Below are 24,397 nucleotides of genomic sequence, written 5' to 3'. Positions count from 1 at the left end.
AAACTAATCCGGTATATTCAATACATTTATTACAAATAATATTGTAAAAAGCAATTCATTCGTAATATTTAATCCCTCAATACAGTCCCTGATTAATTTTTATGTTTATTATTTAAATGAATTATTATTTTAATCCACAGACAATATTTCAATTCTCTATTTAGTAATTGATATTATGGGGATATTCCCGGAATGTCAGGCATTCACCGGCTTATCAGTCCGTGAAGAGTAATCATTTCGAAAAACTTATTTTATTTAGAATATATCTTTTATTATTGATGAATGGGGATTTTTTATGATGTCTAAAAATAATACTCCAATGTCCGATAGTCCGGACGTTCTGAAATTTATTCATACAGCAGATTTGCACCTTGGAAGTAAATTCTGTGGTATTTCCGGCATGAATCCGGACATGGCAAAAAAAATGTCAAAGGCAACTTTTTCTGCATTTGATAATATAGTTAGTCACTGCATAGACAATAATGTGGATTTTCTGTTAATCTCCGGAGATATATATGATAGTGCTGACAGAAGAATTTATGAACAGCTTGAATTCCGGAAAAGACTTGCAAAATTATCTGATTATGATATTTCGGTATATCTTGCCTTTGGGAACCATGACCCGTTAAGCGGATGGTCAGCAAAGATTGACTGGCCCGGAAATGTGAATATAATGCCCGGAAATGACCCGGAATGCCTCTTTTATGAATCCGGCGGGAAAAAAAGAGCTGCAATTGTTGGTATGAGTTACAAACAGTCTAATACAACTGTAAATCTCACAAAATATTATCCGGAAAAGGAAAATTCCTGGCCGTTTACAATTGGTATGCTTCACTGCAATCTGGGAACAGATACAGGTCATGAGCCTTACTCCCCATGTTCTGTAAAGGACCTCACAGATAAAAATTATGACTACTGGGCACTTGGTCATATCCACAAACCACAGATTATTCAGGAATCGGAACCTGTAATTGTGTATCCCGGAAACCCTCAGGGCAGGGATATGGGAGAATCCGGAATACGCGGATGTTACATTGTTACTGTCAGCAACAGGGGTTCAATTGAGACTGAATTCATTGAAACAGCAGAGATTAAATGGGAAAAAGTCTCTGTAAACGTAAGCAAAATATCTGATGAAAATGATCTCATTAAAAGAATAGAGAAGGAAATTCAGAAGATCAGGCGAAATTCCGGGGATAAACCCACATTTTTAAGGCTGACACTGACTGGAAGAAGTCCTGTTCATTCACTGCTGTCAAAAGAAGGGGTGGCTGATGATATTGTCCGGCACTTCAGGGACGAAGAGGAGAGCAATAATTTTGTATTCCTTGAGAAAATCATAGATAATACTGAACCTGAGATTGATTTAAATGAGGTCGCTAAAAGGGAAGATATCGTAGGTGATATTGTTCAGATCTCAGATTCATTACTGAAGGAGGAGGCAAAACTACAGACAGTCCGTCTGAAACTTGATGACCTGTTTAAAAGCAGTAAAGGTAAAAAGTTCATTGAAGATCTTTCGGATGATGAGATGGGGGAACTTGTAAAAGAGGCCCGTACATATCTGCTTGACAGGTTTGTCGGGGGTGATTCAAAATGAAAATAAACAGAATGTTTATCGACGGATTCGGACTTTTCCACAAAAAGCAGATTAGTGATATTTCTCCGGGACTTACACTGGTTAAAGGACCAAATGAGGCAGGAAAATCTACAATTCTTGCATTTATCCGGAGGATAATCTTTGGATTCCCAAAAAGATCGGGTACAACCAATCAATATCAGCCCTTAAATGGGGGTACCCTTGGCGGGAGGCTCTCTGTCAGCACCAGTGAGGGAAAGGAGTATGACTTAACCAGATTGTCCGGCAAAAGAAATTTCAGTGTGACTCTGCCTGATGGTTCCAAAACAGATGCCGGTTTAAACCGGATCATTGGGTCTGCTGATCAGAACCTCTTTGAAAATGTGTTTGCTTTTGGACTTGACGAACTTCAGAAACTTGAAACACTTTCCGGAGACAAAATCCAGAGCCAGCTTATGAGTGCCGGTGCCGGGATGACAAAAGTTCCTATTTCAGATGTGATAGATGAACTTGATGAAAAGAAGGGGGCACTTTATTTTTCCGGGGAGAGGGGCGGCCCTGAAATTTCAAAGAAGATCAAGATAATAAAAGAGAATCAGTCTGAGCTGAAGAGATATTCAGGTACACAGAATGAATATGAGAACTGCAGAAATAAAAAGGAAGAGAGTGAAAAGAATATTCTGGACCGGAAAAAGAGTATCAGAGGTTTAAAATTTCGACTGAGTGAGAAAGAAAAAATCAAAGGTGCCTGGGAGGACTGGGTCGGGCTTAAGAATGCCAGGGATGAATTGTCTGCTCTGCCTAAGTTAGCCTCATTTCCGGAGAAAGGTGTAGATAAACTTGAACGCCTGAATGAGAAGCTTAGTGATTTACAGGCTAAATTTGATGACGAGAACAGGGAATTATACAGTACAGAAGAAAATATTTCAAAAATTATTGTTGATGAAAATGTCCTCTTAAATAAGGATGAAATCCGGATCCTTGAGAAAGGACTTGAAAAATATCAGTCAGAGAGAAATTCTGTAAGTGATCTGGAGTTGGAAAATTCCGGTTTATCAAATGTGCTTAAGTCACGTATCAAAGGTATCAGCAATATCTGGACAACAGATGATCTTCTGGCATTTGATATTTCACAGTCTGCAAAGTCCAATATTGAAAATTTCAGGGATGAATTTACGGATAGAAATGAAAAAATCCTTGATATTGAAAGGGAAATACGCAGTCACAAAGATTCTATCAGTGTGACTGAAGATAAGGTCCAAAGCCTCAAAGCAGCTCTTCCGGATTCTAAGAGTCTGATGCCGGAAGATGAACTTGCGAGGAAAACTTCTGTTCTTGAAAGTCTCTCAGCTCTGATATCTGAACTGGCCCGGAAGAGATATGAATTAGATAATCTAAGGGAAAAAGAAGCAGAGGCCAAAACCGATTATGAGAATAAAAAGAGACTTATTAACAATAAAATTCCGCTATGGCCTGCTGCTCTGCTGGTTGTTGCCGGAATTATAGGTCTTATTGCCGGAATTGCCGGGAATATGACTGAAACCGGAGCTGTAATATTTTTAATCCTTGTAGGTTCAGCAGTTGTTCTTTATTTTGGAATTAAGAGGACAAATGAACAGAATGAGAGAAGTCTCTTTAATGATGCTGAAGATCCGGTTGAGAAGATCTCTGAACTTTCAAAACTGAGAATGGAAAAAGAGGATCTGCTGAATAAATCTGAGACAGAACTCAAAGAAAAATCCCGTATTTGCGGTTTTTCCATGATCCCGGACTCTTCTGCTATAGCCGGCAGAAAACAGGAATATCGCTCAATGGAAAATCGTATTGCAGAATATGAAAGGATATGCAGAGAGATTGATGAACTGAATGGTTCTTTAGATAAGCAGAATGAGGTTATGGAGGGAGCTGAGAGGAGAAAATATCTGGCTGAATCAAATCTTAACGAGCTAAAAGGCGAATGGAAGGAATGGTTAGAATCTGTTAAGCTTGACCTGAATATAACTCCGGAACTTGCCCTTGATCTCTTTTCTTCAGTAAAAGAGGCACTGAATATCCATAGTTCAATCAATAAGAATGAAGATAAGATTTCTAAGCTGAAAAAGTCGCTGTCAGAGTTTGAGAGTAAACTGGTTGTAGTCCTTAACGCCTGCGGTATACAGTCACAGCAGTCAGTTGAAAAGGATGTTTATGTTCTTGGTGATGTTCTTGAAGAAAACGAAAATAACTCAAAAGACCTGAAAAATCTAAGAGGACTTGAAGAAAGACACAGAAAAGTAATAGATGATTATTCCATCAAAATCCAGAACGCTGAAAATGATATAAGAGATCTGTTAAAAAGTGGTTTTTCAGAGAATGAAGATGAATTCAGAGTAAATCACAATATATGGGTTAGATCTCAGGAACTGAAAAAGGAGATTGAGGGTTGTGAACTCCGGCTTAAAAAAGCATCAGGAAATATCAGTAAATTCGATGAATTTTTATCCACACTTGAATCATCTGATATTTCAGAAATTAATAATGAAATTACTGAACTTAATCAGAGTATGTCGGATATTCAGGAAGAGATTGAAGCACTGAAAGTTAAATCCGGAGAAATAAACAGTAATCTTTCCGGTCTTGAAAAAGAAGATGATTATTCTCTGCTTTTAATGAATAATGAAGCACTCCATGAGGAGATCTTTGATGACTCAAGAAGATGGGCAAAGTATGTAATTGCGCAGCATATCTTAAATGAAGCTGTACAGAAATATGAAAATGAGAGGCAGCCTGAAGTCTACAGGCTTGCACAGGACTATTTCAGGAGCATTACAGACGGAAAGTATAAAAAGATTATAAAGCCGGTATCCTCAGATGATATTTTAATTGAAGCTGATGATGGTAACCGGATTGATACATCTTCCCTTAGCAGAGGTACAGCAGAGCAGCTTTATCTTGCCATACGATTCGGGCATATATCTGTGTATGGTAAAAATAATGAACCTCTGCCTGTGATTTTTGACGATATTTTAGTGAACTTTGATCCGGAGAGGAAGAGGAACTGCTGTGATGCAATACTTGAACTTTCAAAGACAAATCAGATACTGTTCTTTACGTGCCATCCGGACATTGTTCAGATTATGCAGGATAAATCTCCGGGACTGAAGGTTATTGATTTAGAATCAATCTGAATAACTTTTTTTTATCAGCACAATCTCAACCGAAACTCCGTTCTGCAAAACCTCAAGCCGCTCATTATTCCGGTCAATAACAGCCCCGTTGAGATCCATTCTTTTGAATGCAAACATAGCCGGATCATTAGTCAATGCCGTGAGGGTGGCCTTTCCTTCCGGAATTGCGTGTAGTTGTGCTTCTGTAATCCAGGATATAATATCGTCACTAAGAATTTCTCTATTCTCTCCTTTCTGATAACACCCTGCCTTATTGTATTCTTTCAATTGTCTGAAATTTTAATCCATTATTTAGTAGATATTAAATTATCCGGATTATCTGGTTTTTGATTATTTAATGCTGAACTTTCCGGGTCAGATAAATGAGAGTAGAATATTTTGCCGGCCCTGTTGATGTGATCTATAAGCTCTTCATTTTTCAGGTCATTAAATATTGAAATATCGAAAGAATAGGGTAGATTCAGTGAATCAATCCTTCTGTTCAGTTCATAGATTAAATCTCTGCTGAGATCTTTTCCAAGAATAGTGAGATCAATATCTGAACCTTCCCTGAAATTCCCCTTTGCCCTTGAACCATATATGATGACCTTCTCAATCCCAAAAAATTCTGAAAAGACAGAATTAATGCGTGAGATTGTCTCTTCATTAAGCCCGAATATCATAAACAATCAATCCTGCTCCGGTTAATACTCATAATAGTTTTTTAAACCCTTTTATCCTCTCCGACTCATTCAGTCTCTCCAACCCGTTTTAGAATCTCCGGCCTATTTGGCTTCTCCAACCGATTCAGTCTCTTCAGTTTTTTCAACCTCCTTTAGAATTCTTTCCTTCAGATATGTAAATTCCGGAGTGTAATCATCTACAATTTTCCTGTAGATTGCATTCATCTCGTCCTCGTCATATGTATGCACTGTTTTATTCCGGCTCACAATCATATCCATCCAGACATCTCCGTTATTAATAAGGCCGATCTTAAATGATTCCCTGGTTGCATCCCGTGATCCATACCCTGAAGCAACAGTACCATAATACTCCAAAAAATCCTTCATTGTCTTCCATGCAAGCTCATGGGTGAATTCAAAAGTGTGGATCAGGCCCTGCTTTTCAAGATCTGAAAGTTCCCGTGTTTTTGAGAGTTTCACAGCACCTTTCAGATTTGAGAATGCTTTTTTATAATTATTAAACCGCTGGACAGAATGAATGTCTGAGCCGGACATATGACTGTTCTCCTGTTTTCAGATTTGGTACAGAGGCATAATAAGCTTTTTAATTTTTTGCCGGAATTCAATAAGGATGATGTGGTATTTGGTAATTCTGTTTTTATCTGAATTATCGTGGGCAGTAGATTGGGTGATTTGACGGTTACCATGCAAGTAGTGAGCAAGTAGTGAGCAAGTAGTGAGCAAGTAGTGAGCAAGTAGTGAGCAAGTAGTGAGCAAGTAGTGAGCAAGTAGTGAGCAAGTAGTGAGCAAGTAGTGAGCAAGTAGTGAGCAAGTAGTGGTCAAGCTCTCATTTGATGAATGAATTCACAAAAATATTCTTGAAATCTCTCTTTTTGTCAACAGGATTTTATATACTGCCTACAAGTTGTCCCCATCAAAAATTATGAGAAGCCGATACAATTATCACCACTTGTCATGGCAGAAGTCCGTATTTTCCCCGTAATTTCATCTTCCAGGAGTTGTTATCCTCTCGGTGTCTTTGCAGCCTTCATTATATATTCATAATCTGCTTCAGGAATTGTCCTCATTGCTGTCCGTAAGTGTCCGGTCACTGCTTCTTATTTGTGATAAACTCAGGCTTTGGGATCAGGGACCTGAAATTCAGAGGCTCTTCAAACACTCCAACAGGTTTTAACCGAACCCATTTAGTGTGCTGTAAAGTCATTTTCCCCGGGGACCAAGGATTCTTTCTGCCTCTTCGTCAGAGATGCAATTCCCTTTACGTTTTTTTTCATATGTCTCAATAGCTTCATCCCGGCAATTTTGGAGAGACAATTCCGGTTGTGACTCTTTACGTTTCTTTTCATATGTCTCAATAGCTTCATCAGAGGACTTAAAACGTGGAGTAGTCCTTAATATTACGCTTGAAAAGCTTTCCTCCTCATTTAATTTCAGCTTGTTCAGTCTGTCATATGCTTCTTTTGAGAGGTTTACAGCTTTTGTTGTCATGATATACAGATATTACGTGAACAATATTAAAAATGTGTCTGAAATTAATTCTCTACGCGGTGCGTAGAGTTTTTTCATCAGCAGGGACTACAGGATAAAGACTTCTGAAAAATCATAAATCAGCATGTGAAAATCCACTGCTAAATAATTCTCCGGAAAATTACAGGATTTATCTTTGGGTATATAGCCGGAATTCAGGGGTTTTTATCTCAGTGGAATCTGAATTCTCTTTTCAATTAGTTTTTTTAGTTCAGTGAAATCGCCTGGCTTTACTATATTATCGTCCAATAAGAGGTCTCTGATTATAAAATCAAGTTTTGCTTTCTTCTCAATTTTATTTCCTGCTCTGTCCCTGACTTCAAAGAAGGATGGAGAACCGATTATCCCTGAAAGAATCTTCTTTCCTTTAACATATTTCAGCCACTTTGGGTTATCAAATGAGATATTCTCACTGCCCTGTGTAATTTTATCGTGGTAATACTCAAACAGACTTTCAATTTCTCTTTTGCTTAAAGCATTCCATACTTTTTTAGTGTAATTTCCGGAATGCAGTGTAGTAGTGAGTAAATCTACCGTGTCTTTCCGGTCAGTGAAATCATTGGGGTTTGTAAATATTTTGATCCAGTTTTTCTTAAAATCCTCCCTGATTCTGATGATGACATGGTTTGCCGTTTCCATGTACAGCCTTTTTCTTACAATTTTTAAGACCTCTTCTTCAAGCTCTTCTTCTGAGATTTTACAGAATCGTGATTTTCCAAGAAAAGAGGGGTTAAGGAAATAGTTTTCAAGTTCTCTAAGCCTCCAGATGAGGAGATTATCTCTGTCCGGATCAGGGTATTTACCCCAGCACTCTTCGACTTCTTCATCGGTAAAGTGGTCCCTGTCTATCAGAAAATAGTATGAAGGATGATATCTGTACAGTGATTTGGCAGCACTTCTGATATGAGCTGAAGGTCCGAGTGGCAAAACATTGATATTATTCCCAAGAAGAAGCCGGAGAACTTTTGGATCTATTGAATTTTTACTGTCACCTTCTACAAACAGTATGTGCTTTGCATCAGTTATTGCTTCTTTTGGGTCCGGAAAAATTATTTTGCCGGTCATTGTTTATCTTTTCCGGAGGTGAGGATAATTCTGTTCTGTTCTTCAACTGAATCCATTATATATTCTGAGTTTGTTGTGATTATATACTGATTATCCGGAGCTAATTCAATAATCCGGTTCATAAAACTCCTGTGCCATCCGGGATTTTGGTGCATTTCAGGTTCATCGATCAGAACTATTGCCGGGTTTTCTGATGTATTTCTATGGATCATGAAGAGTGTGGATATAATATCTTTTTCTCCTGAACCCAGACTGTCAATAGAATAGGGTTCTCCTCCGTTTAAAGGAGTTATGCGGATCTCAATTGAATTGTCTTCTGCCGGGCGGAGTTTTCCGGATTTTGCACCGGCATATGTCTTTAACAGACTGTTTAAAATATTTAAGGAATATTCACCATTTTCTGCTGTGCTTTTAGAATCATATTCAAAGATATCGGTCTGCTTTATAATTGTCCGGAGTATTTCCGATTTAAAAGAACTGATTTCAGATTTTTTTCCTGCGGGATAGACCGGATGTTCTTTTATTTTGGGATTTTGATCTGTTATCCGGGGCCTGCCTGTACTTTCTGTTCCATATGTCTGATAGTTTATTGCATCTTTAAGCTGAGGATTTCCGTGTGTGACCCTTCTTAAACTATGGAAGAACAGGCATTTGTCTCCAATTAATGGATTTGGTTCTGAACCGCAGATGGTATTCAGCAGGTCGTAATACTCTTTTTTTATCTCATTTTTTCCGGAAAGGTCTTTTATTAGTGTGATCTTTTTTGTGCTGTATCCGGCTGTGTTAGTCTCACAGATTTTGCTTTTGTAATCTTTATCTTCGGTATTGTATCCCGGATATTTATGATCGTTTTCTATTTCACTGTCAGTGCTCTTTTTTATGTAATCTTTATCTTTGGTATTGTATCCCGGATATTTATGTTCTGTTCTTATTTCACTGTCAGTGCTCTTTTTTTTGAGATTTATTGTGTTATTGCGCCTGATTTTGATCTCGATTTCTGTTTTTATGAGTTCTTTTGATTTTGTTTCTTCTCCACTGTATTCAATTTCTCCGGATATGACTGCTTCATCTGCTCCGCTGTGGATAATAAGTCCGGAAAGGTTCACCTGTGGTGTTATCTTATGGCTGTCGATGAAATATTCACCTTCATCTTCGTCAGATAGCAGCGTAAGTATTGCGGAGCACTCAAGGACTGAAGTTTTGCCAATTCCGTTTCTGCCGCCAATTACCATTATATCAGTATCTAAGTCCATTACCGGACGGGGAAAATCTATTCTTAGTTCATCTATTCCCCTGTAATTTCTGATCTCAAGTTTATTTATCCTGATATATGGATTTGACAGATACATGGTATTTCTCCCCTTTCTTTATCTTTAGTGGATCACTGTGTACAGCTATAAATCCCAATGGCCACCATAAGCAACACGATCCAACATCAGGTTTACAGCTATGAATCACTGTACAATTACTAATTTCGGTGTACAACTATTAATGACTGTATAGCTCTACTTCTCACAGTTATGTGTTTAATGTAATGTATAATTACATTGTTATATTATTGTTCCTCAAATTTAAATTTTGGATTTATAAATCAATCCCCAATCCTTGTTACAGCCTGATCATACCACATCAGAAGCTTAGGATCTTCCTCTAAAACCTTTGGCGGAATCCTCTTTGATATTCCTATAATCGTCTGGTCGTCCTTCTCCTGCCATGCCTTCTTAAATCCGGCCCTGACTGCCTCAATCCTGAATACTTTCACCTTTCCGGAGTCATCATCCTCTCGGAGTCTTTGCAGCCTTCATGATATATTCATAATCTGCTTCAGGAATTGTCCTCATTGCAGTCCGTAAATGTCCGGTCCACTGCTTCTTATTGGTGATAAACTCAAGCTTTGGAATCAATGACTTGAAATCCAGAGGCTCATCAAACACTTCAACAGGTTTTAGCTTTACCCGGTATGGGAAAGCCTCCTCTCCGGGCATTGTCGGCGGTTTTTTGAAGACCGGAGATTCATCTTCAAAAGGTCTGGATATTATCTCAAAGGCTCCGGTTATCGCTGAAGGAATTACTTCATCTCCGGTATCTTCATCCGCAACCACATCTGCGCCCACACCTGTATTTAGACCAGCATCCACGCCAGTATCTGCATCCAAATTTGTTTTTTCCTGCCGGACAACTTCCTGTTTTACAAAGATCAGGATTTTATCTTTGGGGTTTGATCTCTCAATGCTGTTCTTATTCCTCTTTGGCACACCCCAGAGGTTATTCTCCCTGATTACTTCCCAGTTCTCCCGGTTTGTTGATGCAATCCAGACTGTCATTGATTTAGATTTGGCATAGCAGGATATTAAATTATCAATCCGGTGGAATTTATTGGTTGTATATCATGAAACTTCAAAATCAGAAATAAAGTCTAATAAGGTCACGGATTTTTTAAAATCATTAAATTGCTTTATATCTCCTCCTCTAAGAGCTGCCCGTTCTCCATTAACCACCTCTTCGCCTTATCCATCTTTTGAGTCTGTGCCCGGATGATATTTTCAGAACTCCGGCGTATGATTGCCCACAATTAAATGTGCAAGTATCATGAATGACAACATAATCAACAGCCGGGATGTAAAATGGATGTGCGAGACGCAAAAGAAGGATTGATAAGTGAGAGTGAAGACTTTGAGGGCCGGATCAGAACTCCCTGAAGGCCGGAAAAATCCGGAAATCTGAAGCGGCCTGTGACGGGAAGAGAGGGCAGCGGTTGTCAGCCGGAATTTGGGCCGGGCCGGCGGGGTTGTTGCGGTTTTGTTGAAGATGTTTGGGGGCGGGTGAGTATCAGCCGATAATCAGCCACTACAGAGTTACAGAATTAAAATAAAAACCCCACAGGATTAATTGCATCATACTACAAAACATTACAAAACCACTTCAAAACTGATTTAGCTCTAAAAGGATTACATCCTGTAAATAAAGTCCGGGAGTAAAATCTCTCCATAAATGCAATTACAAGGTAAAACTAATATGGAATTTATAGAAAATAACTCAGAGCGGGAGATTAATTTCAGCAAACTTGTTGAAATTATCCAGTCAATAAATTATGAGACCAAAAAAGAGGCATTCCGGGCAGTAAATATAAGCCTGACTCTGCGTAACTGGTGCATTGGTGCCTATATATCTGATTATGAACTTAATGGGAGTGACCGGGCACAATATGGAGATCGACTTCTTCCGGAACTGTCTAAAAATTTAGAAGGTGTCAGCAACTGCAACAAAAGACAACTTTATCGATATATCAGATTTTACCGGCTTTATCCACAGATAGTGGGGACAGTGTCACCACAATTCAAAGGACCTTTGAAAACACCATTTTTTGACGTTTCAGAAAAAGTGGGGACGGTGTCCCCACAATTACATCCACCTGTAAATAAACTGCTTCATACTCTGTCATACAGTCATTTTGATCTCCTTGTTGATATGGATGATGAGATGAAAAGGGCCTTTTATGAGATTGAATGCATACGTGGCAACTGGTCGGTGCGGGAACTTAAGCGGCAGATAAACAGCCTTTACTATGAACGCTCCGGCTTATCATTCGATAAAGAAAAACTTGCAGCTCTGGCAAATGAAAATGCTGAAATTGATACTCCCAATCAGACAATCCGGGACCCATATGTATTTGAATTTCTTGGCCTTAAGCCAAAGGAGGTCATGAGTGAGTCAGACCTTGAAGATAGATTACTGGACAATCTTGAAGAGTTTCTGCTTGAACTTGGGCATGGATTTTGTTTTGAAGCCCGCCAGAAGAGAATTTTGATTGGTGATGAATACAATTTTGTTGACCTGGTTTTTTATCACCGGATATTGAAGTGCCATGTGCTAATTGAACTGAAAATGGCAGAGTTCAGTCATGAAAATATTGGTCAGTTAAACACCTATCTTAACTGGTACAAAAAGAATGAAATGTGCAGCGGCGATAAACCACCTGTCGGAATTCTGCTATGTACAGATAGGAATCATGCAATGGTAGAGTATGCACTTGCAGGAATGGACAATAGTCTATTCGTATCCCGGTACCAGGTAGAACTGCCAAAAAAGGAAGAGATGCAGCGGTTTATCGAAGAGAAATTAGAAGAGATGTGGAAATAATACTGATTCTGGAGAAATAATGACCCGAAAAAAATTAACCTGCAAACCTATCACTGAAATCTTAGAGAAAAAGGATTCCTGCCGGGATGTCCCCCGAAAGCATAATCATCTCTGAATGGGTTAAATGGAGTGAAAAAGGATATACTCTTGAAGATACAGATAAGGTCCTGATGAAAGCCGCACGGCGGACATATAAGGCCCTTAGCCATAAATAACCAATGAAGGACATTTTTATTTTTGCCGGACCGAATGGTTTAAGGATTTTTATCCTTAGAATCTCTGATTTGTCTTTGGGTAATCAGGTAAAATCTAATATATTGTCAAAACAATATATCCTGTAATGAAACTGAAAGTAATCATTCATGAGGCGGAGGAAGGCGGATTTTGGGCAGAAGTTCCTTCAATTCCCGGTTGTGTAACTCAGGGTGAGACTTTTGATGAGCTGCTTGCCAATATTTATGACGCAGTAGAAGGATGCCTGTCTGTGGATGTACAGAATATTTCCCTGTCCGGAAAAGACAGAGTAATGGAGATTGCGGTTTGAAAGCCGTCAGTGGCAAAAAGTTCTTTAGTCTCCTGGAATCACACGGCTGGGAACTAATGAGAATTTCCGGCAGTCACTACATATAGGGCAAATACGTAGGTCCAAACAGAATTACTGTTCCTGTCCATGGAAATACTTCACTAAAAATTGGTTTGCAGAAGCATCTGATGAAGCTTTCAGGGATTGATGAATCAGAACTCTGACCATATATTGATAGCAGATCGTTGTGCTGAAGCCGCTTGTAGGGGGGAGATTTTAAAACAGTTCTAACTCCGTGAATAACCGTTATGAGCTTTTTCGATGGTTTTTATCTTATACTGCTCAATGATATAGGGATTTTTGTCCACTGCTTAGTGAAGTTTTATCCGGAAGAATCTTCCGGCAAATATTCTCTATGCCTGATCTAAATATTATAGTCTAATACCAAACTTTCCGGAAAGTTTGCTTAAGACTATGTAGTGCGATTAGAATGCACGCTTTGGAATAACCTCCATTTCATTCCGATCATTCCAAAACGTAAGGTTCTGCACTATAATACCACTACAGCACAAATATGAGATTATCAGGAAACAGCAGATAATAGTGATAATAAAGGGGAGGTATAATTAATGCAGAATTACGGAATCAAATCAAGATATAACAGAAGATTTGTGAAAGCATCACGGGCATATCGCCAGCATTCATCAGTGAATATCGTATCCCCTGTAAAAGCATCTGTAAATCCGGATAACAAAAAAACAATAAATGCTATTCCTGAATCTGAAATAAATGTCCCAAAAGCTGAAGATAAATCCCGGAAAACACAACGCCAGGACGACTTTAAAATGCTTATGAAGAGGCATAAGGGGACACTTGTTCTCCTGGCAGAATAATTATTCTTTTTTTACGCTGGCTTTGAGCCACACAGTAACATCTTCCAGTGATTTATTCCCTTTGGCAATTTCACGGACAAAATTATTATTCTTTTCGTCCGGACTTATGATCATATAACACTCCGGTGCCCGGTATAGAACAAGGGCCGACAGAAGAAAAGCCAGTCTCTTATTTCCCTGTATGAAGGGATGTCCTGTTGTTAATGCTCTGATTTATTTCCGGCTGAATCGTTACAGGGAGAAGAGGTTTTTGAGAGTTCTGCACATAAGGTTTTACACCTCATAACCTTTATTTCTCAGATGATTCCGGTATTTTTCTTCGGTGAACGTGCACTTTATGTACTCTTCAAGATCAGTTTTTTTATCAAACTTCATCTGTTTATACATTTTTGCAAGAAGGTCATTTGACAAATCTTTTGCACTGCCATGACTCATCCTGGTATGAACCCGATCACAGATTTTTCCTTCAGAATCTGTGAACCTGTAAAAGACATGATTTCCGGCTCTGACTTCGATATATCCTTTTGATGTAGCAGCTTTGGAAAAATCACGTTTCTTCAGTGACAACCTCAGACACCACCATATTTTCCGTCAATAATCTTTTTAGCGGCTTTGAAATCGATGTAAACAGACAATCTTTCTTTAAGCCTGAGTGATTCAGAACTGTGTTTTTCATCCGGAAAATTTGTAAAACTTAATACATGGCCTTCGATTTCATCGGTCAAAGAGTTTAAGGCTTTATTGTAACTTGTTCCATATCCGGATAATGAAAGACTTTCATTTTCAATACACCATAATTTATCATCATTATCATAGTGAACATCAAATTTTATGGGTTCTTTGAATACGTAATTTTCAGCATTGTGAAGAGTTTCTGTTTTAACTTCATCAAGTTCTTTAACAGAATGTATCTTCGTCTGTTTCTGGGTTTTTGTCATATCTCCTTTGAACCCAACCCATTTTTTATAAAGTGATTTAACTGTCTCCTCTTTTGAAGGGTCAAAATAGCAGTTATATTTGTGGCCGTTTTTCGCCTCAATTGTAAAATAATAATTTTTGTCACCGTTTATTCTGACAATTACTCCGCTTACTGATACTTCGCCGTATCCTCCATAGTCTATAAGGAGATCGTTGAGATAACTGGTATAATGTTTCGGAATAAAGTGACCATTCTGTGGTTTTTTAACTGAGGTTTTGATCTCAACGGGAGTATTGGATGAAGAGAGTGAGGCCAGACTCTTTAAAAGACCTATTCTTTCAGGAGGAGATGTTATCTCAGATTCTAACTGTTCCCTGAATAAGTCCGGCTTTGTATTCAGTGTTGTAATAAGGCGTTCCATTATGCCCGTTATTTCAGTAAAAAGGTTTTTGCTGTCAGGTGATGCTGGATATGTTATCGGGTACATAGGTGCAACTACACTACCTTCCTGGATATCTTTGAAGTACAGGCGTAAGTCTTCTTTTTTGTAATCTTTTCCGTATTTTGAAGCACCAATATTGTCAATTACACGCTGAACGTCTGTGATAATTCTGGCAAATGCTAAACCTTCAATAGAATGGTTTTTTACTATGTCACCGTCACGGATGAAGATCCATGTTTTTGGTGTCTCTCTTTCTGCCATATTATTCACGTATTAGATATTATACTCTTCAAAAACATTTACATTTTACGATAGAAATGACCGGAAGATACTGTCTCTTTTGTATGCAGATATAATCACCCACCCGTATCATTATATATGCCTCAATAGCTTCATCAGAGAACTTAAAACGTGGAGAAATCCTTAATTTTATGCCTGAAAGCTACTCCCTTTCATTTAAATTTAGTTTGTCCGGCCTGTTATATCTTCTTCAGAGAGGTTTACAGCTTTTGTTGTGATGATATACAGATCCAATATTTAGACAAAAGTATAGGTATAAGGAATAACCAACATATTTATCAGACAAATAAAATTATGAATAAGGGCTAAAACCTGAATCCTGACCCAGGTATGTAGAGAATAAAACGGAGTCGGAAACCACAGACGTTGCGGCTGCAACTAAGGTGCTGCATAAACTTCGGAGAAAATGGTAAAAGTCTAAAGCAGAGAGGGATGAATATATGGAAGGACCGGGGCTTTGCAGAGAAATCAGCCCGATTAAAGAAGAATCCGCAGCTAATAAAATTTTTACCCAGGGAGAGTTATATCCTCTGGTCAATGTACCAATATTTCAGGCAATTCAGCAGGGAGGCACCTTATGAAACCGGATATTGTGAGTCGTCTTCACCGGAACTTTGAAGACTTTGTCTATGAAGCAGACGGGGTTGAGTTCTGGTATGCGAGGGATCTTCAGATGCTTCTGGGTTACAGGGAGTGGCGGAACTTTTCAAAAGTTATTGAAAAAGCCCAGGAATCCTGTAAAAATGCAAAAAATGAGGTTTCAGACCATTTTGTTAACGTCAACAAAATGGTATCACTTGGGTCAGGAGCAGAGCGTGAAATCCCCGACATCATGTTAACCAGGTATGCCTGTTATCTCATTGCCCAGAACGGAGATCCCAGAAAGGATGAGATTGCATTTGCACAGAGTTATTTCGCTGTGCAGACACGAAGGCAGGAGATTATTGAGGAGCATCTTCAGCTTGCAGAACGCTTAAAGGCACGGGACCGGCTGCGTGAGTCTGAGACTGTACTGTCCAAAAATATCTATGAAAGGGGGGTGGATGAATCAGGTTTCGGGCGGATACGCAGTAAAGGTGATCAGGCACTATTCGGTGGACTTACAACTAAGAAGATGAAGGAGAATCTTGGCGCACCAAATAACCGTCCTCTTGCAGATTTTCTGCCAACTGTTACTATAACAGCAAAGAATCTTGCAACTGAGATCACGAATTTCAATGTGGTGAAGGATGAACTTTACGGTGAGCCTGCAATTACCGGTGAGCATGTTCTGAACAATGAGGACATCAGGGAGCTTCTGGTAAAACGCGGCATCAGACCGGAATCACTGCCACCTGAGGAAGACCTGAAGAAACTTGAGCGCCGGGTAAAGTCACAGGAAAAAAAGATAGCTGATTCATCCGGATGTCTGGCAAAGCAGGGAGATGAAGAAGATGTTAACTGATGCCGTTGTTCCGGTTGCCTACGCAATGCATGCCTCTAAGATGAGTTATGTCCTCTTTCCGGAGTCATCATCCTCTCGGTGTCTTTGCAGCCTTCATGATATATTCATAATCAGCATCAGGAATAGTTCTCATTGCCGTTCTTAAATGTCCGGTCCACTGCTTCTTATTGGTGATAAACTCAAGCTTTGGAATCAATGACTTGAAATCCAGAGGCTCTTCAAATATCTCAACCGGCTTTAGCTTTACCCGGTATGGGAAAAACTCTTCTCCGGGCATTGTCGGCGGTTTTTTGAAGACCAAAGATTCGTCCTCAAAAGGTTCTGATATTATCTCAAAGGCTCCGGTTATGGCTGACTGAATTACTTCATCTCCGGTATCTTCACATTCACCTGCACCCGTTCCCGCAACCTTACCGGTTTTTTCCTGCCGGACAACTTCCTGTTTTACAAAGATCAGGATTTTATCTTTGGGGTTTGATCTCTCAATGCTGTTCTTATTCCTCTTTGGCACACCCCAGAGGTTCTTCTCCCTTATAACTTCCCAGTTCTCCCGGTTTGTTGATGCAATCCAGACTGTCATTGGATTAGGTTTGGATTTATAGTAGTTATAACTTCATTGGGTTTGTTTTTGATTCAATGTAAATAATTAATAATTAAATAATGCTATTGAAATCAAAACAAAATATTTAAAAAGCATAGAATAATATAATTTTTTAATGATTTTAGGTGACAGGGGCAAAATTGCACCTCATTTTCAGAAACCGGACAATGGTGAGAATTCTGAAAATTATGATCTGTACATAAAACACACCTCAAAATTTCTCAACATCTATGAGAAATATCTTTTAAAAGCACGTGAATACCAAAAAAAGAATCCTTCATACCTTTTCTGTGAGGCAGAACATGAAAAAACAGGAGATGGGGGAGCAGAAAAAAAAGAAAATACAAACTGTTGGGTTACTCTCAAATCAGGAAAAAATCTCAGTGCAGCCAATTTCCAAAAGATAAAGTCCGGTTTCTTTGACTCTGACAGAGTAATTGACCCCGGAAGAGAAAAGTATGCAAATACTTCTTTTTCAAAATATATTAGCATATTAGATATTGATTACAAAGAAGACCGTTTGCTTCTTTCACAAAGACCCTCTTCTGAAAAAATTATCCTTCCACCACAATTGTATGTAATAGAAAAACAGATTGAAGCAATAAGGGCACTGGCAAACAACTGCAGGGATGAATACCTTCCTATAATAAAATTATTTCAGCCGAAATCTGGCATAGAAACAGTTCTTGATGAATTCCCAATAGAATATAATCCTGTCACTGATTGGGAAATTCTTGACAGTGATGCCTTTGCCTGCAATGATAAATACGGAACACAAATTCAGAAAAAATTTGTAAACAGTGCTCTTAATTCTCCGGACTTCTGCATTCTTAATGGCCCTCCGGGTTCAGGAAAGACGGAATCAATATGTGAACTTATACTTCAGGCTGCAAAAAGAGGTAAGAAGATACTACTCTGTGCACCAACTCATACTGCAGTTGATAACGTACTTGCAAAAATTGCTGACAGGGAAGAAATAACTGCTGTAAGAATAAGTGCAAGAGAAATAAAAGTGGATGAGAGGCTTAAAGACTACCACATAGACAAAAGAAGGGATACTGAACGCAAGAGAATTATCGACTATATCGAAACTGAATATCCGGATCAGATTTCAGAATCGCAGGAATATTTCCTATCAGCAGTTAAAACAAACAATGATATCGCAACCGAAATTATCCTTAATTCTGCGAATCTCATCTGTGGAACGACAATGGGTATTCTCCACCACCCTTCAATTAAAAACATGAAGGAGAATATTGAGCCTGCATATGACCTATTAATAATTGATGAAGCAAGCCGTGCAACATTTCAGGAATGGCTTGTCCCTGCATTATTTGCAAAGAAATGGGTTATTGTGGGTGACCCTCTGCAATTACCCCCATTTGTTAATGAGAAGGAACTTGGTGCAAATATTAAAGCATCCATTATAGAAGAAATTAAAAAATCAGAACCAAGTCCTGATTATGAAACAATAGAAAAAGTCTGTACAGACATTTCCATATGCAGCAGGTATAAAGCACCTGTTCTAATCTCAGAAGAGGATCCGAAAGTCAGAGATTATTACAGACATCAGGCAGAATCAACAGGTATTCAGATAATTGACCTTGATAATAATCATAATAATATCAGGAGCAGTAAGCCGGTCGTTTACTTATCATGTAACTGCAAAACGGACGCAATCTCCAAAAGAATTCTTTCAGAGATAATCTACGCTTCCGGTAAAGACATTGATGAAACTATAACTAAAAAAGCAGAGAATAATTTCAAAAAGAAATTTAAGAACAGAGAATATTCTTTCGAGAAAAATCTGGAAGTTGCCCTTGCATGGAGAACTGAACGAAAATTTGAACTCAGGTATTTTAAAAAGGGTGACGGTAATTCATATGGTACTAAAAAAAGGTACAGTCGTGAGATCAGAAACCTTCTGCCAGAATTTGAACCGGGATTTAAAAATATACTTTTAGACGAAATAAGAAACATTGAATTTATTCCGTTACCATCCATCATTGAGTTGATTACAAGCGGTTATCATGGAGATAAATCACCGGGAAATAATTGTATAACCGGGGGACTTACAGAAAAAGACCTTGAGAAGAGATACTATGTCCTTGAATTCCAGCACAGGTCTCATGATGACATAATTAAATATTCAAGGGAAAATATTTACAACCGGCAAGGTCTTGAATGCCTCAAAAGTACTAAAACAATTTCAGATATCCGGGAAAGAGAATTAAACTTAATCAAGTATAATAACCGTGCAGTGTGGGTAACATATCCATATACTCCAATAAGTTCTGCCGGTGAGAAAAAGAATAATGTCAATGAAACTGAAGCGGAAATTCTGATTTCACACCTCACAGACATTATAACCGAATTAAAGGAATCGCCTGGTTTAATTCAGGATAAACCATGGAATATTGCAGTTCTGACTTTTTATCAGAACCAAAAGGAACTACTGGTCAGATTATTTAAAAATAAGTTTAATGTATCAGGAAATTCAGTTTTTTTCCCTGATGACGAAAGAATAACCGTCACAATCAATACCGTGGATGGTTTTCAGGGCCATGAGGCAGATATAGTCCTTCTCTCCATAGTAAACACAGACAGAATAGGTTTCCTCGATAGCTTAAACAGGCTGAACGTTGCCCTTACCCGTGCACGCCATTATATGATTTTGTTTGGTTTTAGAAAGTATTTCAAAAGTCAGGAAGACTCTTCTATCCTTAAAGATGTTGCAACAGGACCATATTATATGAAATTTCCGGAGAAGAAAAAATGAAAATACTCACTGAGAGAAAATGCAATCTTCTTGAATACTATATAGAAATGGAAATTGGATGGGAGAAGAACAGAGGTGATGTTATTGCCTATGCAAAACTTGCAAAGGAAAACAACAACAGAATATCATCAGATGTAATAAAAAGTAAATTTCTTGGTCCATGTCCTCCCGCAGTTCCTGAATCAGTTCTAAACTACTGCATCAAAAATCACATTTTTGAGTGGGAAATACCGGGCGAAACTGCAATTCTGACAGATAACGGATTACAATGTGCTGAAAATGAGAAGTACTATGAATTGAAAAGAGACATCTATCACATTGTTTTACCTGATGAACCGGATATTCCTGTAAAAATACTAGAATGCGAACCTGTATCTCACTCTGACAACAGGATAAACGGAGAACCGGAATTAACCACACTTCCTGAAAATATTAGTTCTTCAATAGAAGGTTGTAAATTTGAAGTAGCAAGGAAAAAAAGAGATATTAATGAATACCGCACCATATACGAAAACGGGAAAATCTTTGAAATAAATAATAACTGTATCATCCTGGAATCAAAAAGGGAAACCAAAATAAGTGGTTATATTGATGGAAATTCAAATTTAACCGAATATTTTTCAGATAATGATAATTGCAAATGGGAAAGGGGCAATATTAACTGCATAACCCTAAATCAAAAATTAAAGGAAATTTATCCTGATGTCTTTGGCTGGGATGACAGATTGAACGGAATTAAGACTTCATTCCCGGTAAATGATAATATTAGAGATTTAAACAAATTTAACGGGAATATATTCTTTAAAAATATGAAATTGAACGAATTTTTTGGAGATTCTCCTATAAATATTGAGTACCTGAACTGCAGATTAATTCCAAAATCTCTTGATGATGCTCAGAGATGGTACATTTTCAACATTGAACAGGACATTCATGATTATATCTCCGAAGAGGGGCTGGACTTAGTAAAATTAAAAAATAAATCCCTGTTTGAAGAATACGATGAGTTTTATTCTCAAATCAGGATTCCTGACAGGAAAGAACTTATAGAATCAGTTCATGGAAAAGATGGATTGTTCAGCAGAAAATTCTGGTATTTGCAGGCCCCAATTGATCTTTCAATGGAGAATATAATATGAAGAATACGAAAGGAAAGAAGAATTCAGAAAATAAAAAGGTAAATTCCAAAAGAGTTTTTTGGCAAAAAAGGGAAAAATCAGGTAAAATGTCTGATATTCCTGAGAAAATCTCAAATCTTGTTCTAATACCAAAACAGAAGGATGAGGAAGACTCTGAATTAAAAAAAGAGGATTTTAAACAGTCAGAACCCGGACTTCTAATTCAGGAACTCATTAATATAATTGGTTCTGCTCAGGAATTTATCTGTATTTCCTCCTTTGTTATTGGGAATAAAAAAATTCAGGATGCATTAATTGAGGCCTATCAGAGAAATGTAAGAATATACTTTCTTACAGCATCTGAAAATTACCTTGATAAAGACATACTCAGTGAAAAGGATATAAGGAGTCTTGAAAACCACATTCGATTTCTTAAGGAGATGCAGGGTAAAGTATTGATCCGCTCTTCAAAAGAGTTTCACTTAAAATGCATACTTATTGATCCAAAGAACCGGAAGAATAGGAAAGGCTATGTTATGACCTGCAATCTTACCGGTGCTGTGTACAAGAGTCCCGATATCGCAGTTAAATTAACTGGTAATCAGATAGATGTAATATTTCATCAGTTTCTAATTGGTTTTTATATTCTTGCAACCGGAGAAATAAGAAGTGACGGACTTGGTGATCTTGCAAACCCACCAAAAAATCTTCCAATAGAATTGCCTAAGCTAAAATCTTCAAAAGCGGGAATTTATACGACAATAAAAAATCAAAATCAAAAAGAAGCAGGAGAATATGAAAGTTTTAAGTTAAAAGATCAGCTCATAAAATTCATTCAGGAATCTGATGGCGAATTAAAGGTATTTGCATGGAATTTTGATGCTCGTAATGACTCTGTCAAAGAGATTCTCCTCCATCTTAAAAAAGAAAGACCAGTAAAAATCATAACAAACTCAAAAAGTAAAATCAAACCCGGACTTAGGACTTTACTAAATTCCGGTGCAGAAATTTATGGCATACCCTTTTTCCATGCAAAGGGAGTTATCTCTAAAAATAACGGGAAACTTAAAGCATTTATCATGACTTCAAATTTTGAAAATGCCGGAATAGACTATGGATTCAATACCGGAATAATGATTAATGATGAAGGTCAGGCCTTAAAACTAAATTACCTGTTTGATGAATGGTGCAGATGCTCAAAGTTTAAGCTTAAAGAGGAATAAATTGCCTGTTTTACCAGGCATAAACGCCACCCCTTCCAAAATATTGGTCCTCGAAAACGTAATTTGAAACTCCCCTATGTAAAACGGCCTCAAGCTGGAATTTGGTTATAACCCTACCGGTGTCGGTCTTGACCTTTCCTCCTGGTGTGAGCATAAAATATGAACTCTCCATCATATCAGCGAATTCAAAAACCGGTCCCGTGCTGTTTTTAAGAATCACCTTTTTGTGGTTGTTCTTAAAATAATCAAACTGTGAATCCGTTATGGAAAGCCATGGAACTGCATCATCATTTTCTCCTTTAATATGAAGCATCTGAAATACCTTCCATCTGTCCGGATTTACCCGTCTGATGAAATTCCCCATGTTTTCCATCCAACTTAGTGCAGTAACTGTTGTATTGATCTTCAGTCTGATCTCAGCTTCTCTAATTGCATCAGATATTTCAGTGCAGTGCCCGACATGTCCGCCTCTTCCCCTCCCAAGCAGAATTTCAGTATCCTCACATGCCGAATCAACAGACAGGCCAATCCAGTCGATATGCCTCCTGTTCTCATGTACCAGTTTTTCAGTCAGTTTTGAACCGTTTGTTGTAACAGAAACAACCATTCCAAGATCATGTGCTTCATGACAATAGTCAAAAATGTGAGGATGTAACAGTGGTTCACCCCCTGCAAAATTTATCTTTTCCATACCGGCTTCATGCAGTCTCTTTAAAATTTCTAGACCTTCTGAATATGGTACAGGCTTTTCCCCAAGGTTCCTTGCAAAACAGAATTTGCAGGAATAGTTGCATGCTGAGATCAGGTGCCAGTTTACAGAACGGATAGATGCTGTCTTCGACATATATACAACTTAAACGGAATTTTATATCTGTGTTCTCAGAAACAGTTTCCCAAATAAGAAACAATTTATCTGAAAAGAACTAATCACAATCTGATCAAAATGCATCTGCTGATAATGAGTGCCGGACAAAGCATCCATAATACGTTCCCTGTTGTATTTAGCAACCTCAAAGGAATTAATGAAGCCTGGGTTTTTGTTGAAGAAGGAGTTTATGAAAATGAACCTGAAAACGAAAATGATTCTGAAGAGAAGAAAGAACGCAGAAAAACCAAAATATTGATTCAACAGTCAATAAAATCAATGGAGGTAAAGTGCAGGGAAAATTTTGTCAAATTCAGAGAAATACGGGTTAAAAATACTTCTCTCACCTATATTAGGGATTCTGTTCTGTTAAACCTCAACAAAACTGATTATTCAAGGATTTCATTCAACCTCAGCGGCGGTACCAAAATGCTTTCATTATCACTTTTTGTAATGGCATTATGGCTGAATGGAGATATTTATCTGACTCCAAGAGGTGGAGGAATCGAAAAAATTGCGATCCCTAAAATGCATCTTACCGAAATCCGGCAGAATATCAATTACATAAACGCATTAAAAATCCTTGCAAGGAAAAATGAAAAGTCTCATGAGGAAGATGAAGCACTGTGGGTCCCCGGAAAAGACTTTTCAAGAATCCTGACTGTAAAATACAGACCTGCCCGTCTAAATGGTGAGGAAAAAATAAAAAAATCTCCCAATAAGGGAACCATATCCAAAATCAAATCCCAACTGGAAGAATGGGGTCTTATAGAAGAGCGATCTCGCCCCGGAAATAAGAGAGAAAAAGAATATCGTATAACCAGTGATGGAATATTTGCCCTTGCAATATTAAATTCAGAAGAAGAGAAAAGCAACAGTTGATTAATCCGGAAACAGTTTCAAAAAAGGCATATATTTTTTCATATCCTCTTTGTTATTGTAAACCTATCGGAGGTTAAAAAAATGTCTAAAAAAACATCTATGACCCCAAAAGCAGCATCCCGTATTCAGGCAGCAGCAGATCGCAGTGGAAAAAACCAGGCTTTTAAATCCCGTTCGATGTCAACTGCCGCAAAAAAAGGCAAATAAAATTAACTTCTTTTTTACTATTATTTATCATCCGGAATCA

At 38.0% G+C, this 24,397-nt stretch carries 24 protein-coding genes; 12 read left to right on the top strand and 12 right to left on the bottom strand.

All coding sequences use genetic code 11. The annotated features are described in order from the left end of the window. The first annotated feature begins 295 nt into the window (after positions 1-295). Entirely contained in the window at positions 296-1,600 is a 1,305-nt protein-coding gene (locus tag METLIM_RS09640) for a metallophosphoesterase family protein (protein ID WP_004078130.1), read from the top strand. Further along, positions 1,597-4,746 (top strand): AAA family ATPase, encoded by a 3,150-nt coding sequence (locus tag METLIM_RS09635; protein WP_004078128.1) that lies wholly within the window; start codon positions 1,597-1,599, stop codon positions 4,744-4,746. The genes METLIM_RS09640 and METLIM_RS09635 overlap by 4 nt, the downstream gene beginning before the upstream one ends. Here METLIM_RS09635 and METLIM_RS09630 read toward each other — a convergent pair. The 8 genes from METLIM_RS09630 to METLIM_RS09600 all read right to left on the bottom strand — a co-directional run bounded on the left by METLIM_RS09630 (position 4,738) and on the right by METLIM_RS09600 (position 10,345). After that, positions 4,738-5,013: a hypothetical protein gene (locus tag METLIM_RS09630; RefSeq protein WP_052300900.1), complete on the bottom strand. Its 276-nt coding sequence runs from the start codon at positions 5,011-5,013 to the stop codon at positions 4,738-4,740. The genes METLIM_RS09635 and METLIM_RS09630 overlap by 9 nt on opposite strands. Positions 5,014-5,033: 20 nt before the next feature. After that, complete coding sequence (locus METLIM_RS09625; RefSeq protein ID WP_004078126.1) at positions 5,034-5,408, bottom strand: nucleotidyltransferase domain-containing protein; 375 nt, start codon at positions 5,406-5,408, stop codon at positions 5,034-5,036. Positions 5,409-5,510: 102 nt separating this feature from the next. Beyond that, entirely contained in the window at positions 5,511-5,963 is a 453-nt protein-coding gene (locus tag METLIM_RS09620) for a nucleotidyltransferase substrate binding protein (RefSeq protein ID WP_004078123.1), read from the bottom strand. A 666-nt stretch (positions 5,964-6,629) separates the two neighbouring features. Further along, entirely contained in the window at positions 6,630-6,917 is a 288-nt protein-coding gene (locus tag METLIM_RS09615) for a hypothetical protein (protein WP_004078121.1), read from the bottom strand. Between the two features lie 204 nt (positions 6,918-7,121). Next, a complete protein-coding gene (locus tag METLIM_RS09610; protein ID WP_004078119.1) occupies positions 7,122-8,021 on the bottom strand; it encodes a hypothetical protein in 900 nt (299 codons plus the stop codon). Then, a complete protein-coding gene (locus tag METLIM_RS09605; RefSeq protein WP_004078117.1) occupies positions 8,018-9,370 on the bottom strand; it encodes an AAA family ATPase in 1,353 nt (450 codons plus the stop codon). Before METLIM_RS09605 ends, METLIM_RS09610 begins: the two co-directional genes overlap by 4 nt. 242 nt (positions 9,371-9,612) lie before the next feature. Next, positions 9,613-9,783, bottom strand: a complete 171-nt coding sequence (locus METLIM_RS16625; RefSeq protein WP_157202278.1) for a hypothetical protein — start codon at positions 9,781-9,783, stop codon at positions 9,613-9,615. Between the two features lie 13 nt (positions 9,784-9,796). Continuing rightward, complete coding sequence (locus METLIM_RS09600) at positions 9,797-10,345, bottom strand: EVE domain-containing protein (RefSeq protein ID WP_004078115.1); 549 nt, start codon at positions 10,343-10,345, stop codon at positions 9,797-9,799. A 691-nt stretch (positions 10,346-11,036) separates the two neighbouring features. Here METLIM_RS09600 and METLIM_RS09595 point away from each other — a divergent pair. The 4 genes from METLIM_RS09595 to METLIM_RS09585 all read left to right on the top strand — a co-directional run bounded on the left by METLIM_RS09595 (position 11,037) and on the right by METLIM_RS09585 (position 13,577). After that, the gene (locus METLIM_RS09595; RefSeq protein ID WP_004078113.1) at positions 11,037-12,161 is read left to right on the top strand and encodes a PDDEXK nuclease domain-containing protein; all 1,125 of its coding nucleotides are present in this window, start codon (positions 11,037-11,039) and stop codon (positions 12,159-12,161) included. An 86-nt stretch (positions 12,162-12,247) separates the two neighbouring features. Then, positions 12,248-12,376, top strand: a complete 129-nt coding sequence (locus METLIM_RS17565) for a hypothetical protein (protein ID WP_281034196.1) — start codon at positions 12,248-12,250, stop codon at positions 12,374-12,376. 125 nt (positions 12,377-12,501) lie between these two features. Continuing rightward, positions 12,502-12,705: a type II toxin-antitoxin system HicB family antitoxin gene (locus METLIM_RS09590; protein WP_004078110.1), complete on the top strand. Its 204-nt coding sequence runs from the start codon at positions 12,502-12,504 to the stop codon at positions 12,703-12,705. A 608-nt stretch (positions 12,706-13,313) separates the two neighbouring features. Next, positions 13,314-13,577: a hypothetical protein gene (locus tag METLIM_RS09585; protein ID WP_004078108.1), complete on the top strand. Its 264-nt coding sequence runs from the start codon at positions 13,314-13,316 to the stop codon at positions 13,575-13,577. A gap of 273 nt (positions 13,578-13,850) precedes the next feature. Here METLIM_RS09585 and METLIM_RS09580 read toward each other — a convergent pair whose 3' ends face one another. Both METLIM_RS09580 and METLIM_RS09575 read right to left on the bottom strand, forming a co-directional pair. Beyond that, a complete protein-coding gene (locus METLIM_RS09580; RefSeq protein ID WP_004078106.1) occupies positions 13,851-14,144 on the bottom strand; it encodes a hypothetical protein in 294 nt (97 codons plus the stop codon). Positions 14,145-14,146: 2 nt separating this feature from the next. Next, complete coding sequence (locus METLIM_RS09575) at positions 14,147-15,199, bottom strand: hypothetical protein (RefSeq protein ID WP_004078104.1); 1,053 nt, start codon at positions 15,197-15,199, stop codon at positions 14,147-14,149. Between the two features lie 616 nt (positions 15,200-15,815). On the opposite strand from METLIM_RS09575, the gene dinD reads away from it, so the two are divergent. Continuing rightward, entirely contained in the window at positions 15,816-16,682 is an 867-nt protein-coding gene (gene dinD, locus METLIM_RS09570) for a DNA damage-inducible protein D (RefSeq protein ID WP_004078101.1), read from the top strand. 67 nt (positions 16,683-16,749) lie between these two features. Here dinD and METLIM_RS09565 read toward each other — a convergent pair whose 3' ends face one another. Beyond that, entirely contained in the window at positions 16,750-17,262 is a 513-nt protein-coding gene (locus tag METLIM_RS09565) for an EVE domain-containing protein (protein ID WP_004078100.1), read from the bottom strand. A 136-nt stretch (positions 17,263-17,398) separates the two neighbouring features. Here METLIM_RS09565 and METLIM_RS09560 point away from each other — a divergent pair, with 136 nt between their 5' ends. The 3 genes from METLIM_RS09560 to METLIM_RS09550 are packed head-to-tail and all read left to right on the top strand — an operon-like array spanning position 17,399 to position 22,403. Further along, positions 17,399-20,062, top strand: coding sequence for a DEAD/DEAH box helicase family protein (locus tag METLIM_RS09560; RefSeq protein ID WP_004078099.1), 2,664 nt, complete (start codon positions 17,399-17,401; stop codon positions 20,060-20,062). Next, on the top strand, positions 20,059-21,201 hold the full coding sequence (locus METLIM_RS09555) for a hypothetical protein (RefSeq protein WP_004078098.1): 1,143 nt from the start codon (positions 20,059-20,061) through the stop codon (positions 21,199-21,201). The genes METLIM_RS09560 and METLIM_RS09555 overlap by 4 nt, the downstream gene beginning before the upstream one ends. Continuing rightward, the gene (locus tag METLIM_RS09550) at positions 21,198-22,403 is read left to right on the top strand and encodes a phospholipase D-like domain-containing protein (protein WP_004078097.1); all 1,206 of its coding nucleotides are present in this window, start codon (positions 21,198-21,200) and stop codon (positions 22,401-22,403) included. The genes METLIM_RS09555 and METLIM_RS09550 overlap by 4 nt, the downstream gene beginning before the upstream one ends. A 10-nt stretch (positions 22,404-22,413) precedes the next feature. Here the strand turns inward: METLIM_RS09550 and METLIM_RS09545 are convergent, their stop codons facing one another. After that, complete coding sequence (locus METLIM_RS09545) at positions 22,414-23,247, bottom strand: viperin family antiviral radical SAM protein (protein WP_004078096.1); 834 nt, start codon at positions 23,245-23,247, stop codon at positions 22,414-22,416. 114 nt (positions 23,248-23,361) lie between these two features. Between METLIM_RS09545 and METLIM_RS09540 the strand changes: the two genes are divergently transcribed. Both METLIM_RS09540 and METLIM_RS17560 read left to right on the top strand, forming a co-directional pair. Next, entirely contained in the window at positions 23,362-24,150 is a 789-nt protein-coding gene (locus METLIM_RS09540; protein ID WP_157202277.1) for a hypothetical protein, read from the top strand. 81 nt (positions 24,151-24,231) lie between these two features. After that, on the top strand, positions 24,232-24,357 hold the full coding sequence (locus tag METLIM_RS17560) for a hypothetical protein (RefSeq protein ID WP_004078092.1): 126 nt from the start codon (positions 24,232-24,234) through the stop codon (positions 24,355-24,357). The last annotated feature ends 40 nt before the right edge of the window (positions 24,358-24,397 follow it).

This window comes from Methanoplanus limicola DSM 2279 (assembly GCF_000243255.1).
Classification (GTDB): Archaea; Halobacteriota; Methanomicrobia; order Methanomicrobiales; family Methanomicrobiaceae; genus Methanoplanus; species Methanoplanus limicola.
Note: the sequence above shows the minus strand (reverse complement) of the source record. Positions and strands in the feature narration are given on the sequence as shown.

Excerpts from the sequence above, each read along its gene's own strand:
- METLIM_RS09640 (WP_004078130.1), top strand. The coding sequence starts at position 296 with ATGATGTCTAAAAATAATACTCCAATGTCCGATAGTCCGGACGTTCTG.
- METLIM_RS09635 (WP_004078128.1), top strand. The coding sequence starts at position 1,597 with ATGAAAATAAACAGAATGTTTATCGACGGATTCGGACTTTTCCACAAA.
- METLIM_RS09625 (WP_004078126.1), bottom strand. The coding sequence starts at position 5,408 with ATGATATTCGGGCTTAATGAAGAGACAATCTCACGCATTAATTCTGTC.
- METLIM_RS09620 (WP_004078123.1), bottom strand. The coding sequence starts at position 5,963 with ATGTCCGGCTCAGACATTCATTCTGTCCAGCGGTTTAATAATTATAAA.
- METLIM_RS09615 (WP_004078121.1), bottom strand. The coding sequence starts at position 6,917 with ATGACAACAAAAGCTGTAAACCTCTCAAAAGAAGCATATGACAGACTG.
- METLIM_RS09610 (WP_004078119.1), bottom strand. The coding sequence starts at position 8,021 with ATGACCGGCAAAATAATTTTTCCGGACCCAAAAGAAGCAATAACTGAT.
- METLIM_RS09605 (WP_004078117.1), bottom strand. The coding sequence starts at position 9,370 with ATGTATCTGTCAAATCCATATATCAGGATAAATAAACTTGAGATCAGA.
- METLIM_RS09600 (WP_004078115.1), bottom strand. The coding sequence starts at position 10,345 with ATGACAGTCTGGATTGCATCAACAAACCGGGAGAACTGGGAAGTAATC.
- METLIM_RS09595 (WP_004078113.1), top strand. The coding sequence starts at position 11,037 with ATGGAATTTATAGAAAATAACTCAGAGCGGGAGATTAATTTCAGCAAA.
- METLIM_RS17565 (WP_281034196.1), top strand. The coding sequence starts at position 12,248 with ATGTCCCCCGAAAGCATAATCATCTCTGAATGGGTTAAATGGAGTGAA.
- METLIM_RS09590 (WP_004078110.1), top strand. The coding sequence starts at position 12,502 with ATGAAACTGAAAGTAATCATTCATGAGGCGGAGGAAGGCGGATTTTGG.
- METLIM_RS09585 (WP_004078108.1), top strand. The coding sequence starts at position 13,314 with ATGCAGAATTACGGAATCAAATCAAGATATAACAGAAGATTTGTGAAA.
- METLIM_RS09575 (WP_004078104.1), bottom strand. The coding sequence starts at position 15,199 with ATGGCAGAAAGAGAGACACCAAAAACATGGATCTTCATCCGTGACGGT.
- dinD (WP_004078101.1), top strand. The coding sequence starts at position 15,816 with ATGAAACCGGATATTGTGAGTCGTCTTCACCGGAACTTTGAAGACTTT.
- METLIM_RS09565 (WP_004078100.1), bottom strand. The coding sequence starts at position 17,262 with ATGACAGTCTGGATTGCATCAACAAACCGGGAGAACTGGGAAGTTATA.
- METLIM_RS09560 (WP_004078099.1), top strand. The coding sequence starts at position 17,399 with ATGATTTTAGGTGACAGGGGCAAAATTGCACCTCATTTTCAGAAACCG.
- METLIM_RS09555 (WP_004078098.1), top strand. The coding sequence starts at position 20,059 with ATGAAAATACTCACTGAGAGAAAATGCAATCTTCTTGAATACTATATA.
- METLIM_RS09550 (WP_004078097.1), top strand. The coding sequence starts at position 21,198 with ATGAAGAATACGAAAGGAAAGAAGAATTCAGAAAATAAAAAGGTAAAT.
- METLIM_RS09545 (WP_004078096.1), bottom strand. The coding sequence starts at position 23,247 with ATGTCGAAGACAGCATCTATCCGTTCTGTAAACTGGCACCTGATCTCA.
- METLIM_RS09540 (WP_157202277.1), top strand. The coding sequence starts at position 23,362 with ATGAGTGCCGGACAAAGCATCCATAATACGTTCCCTGTTGTATTTAGC.
- METLIM_RS17560 (WP_004078092.1), top strand. The coding sequence starts at position 24,232 with ATGTCTAAAAAAACATCTATGACCCCAAAAGCAGCATCCCGTATTCAG.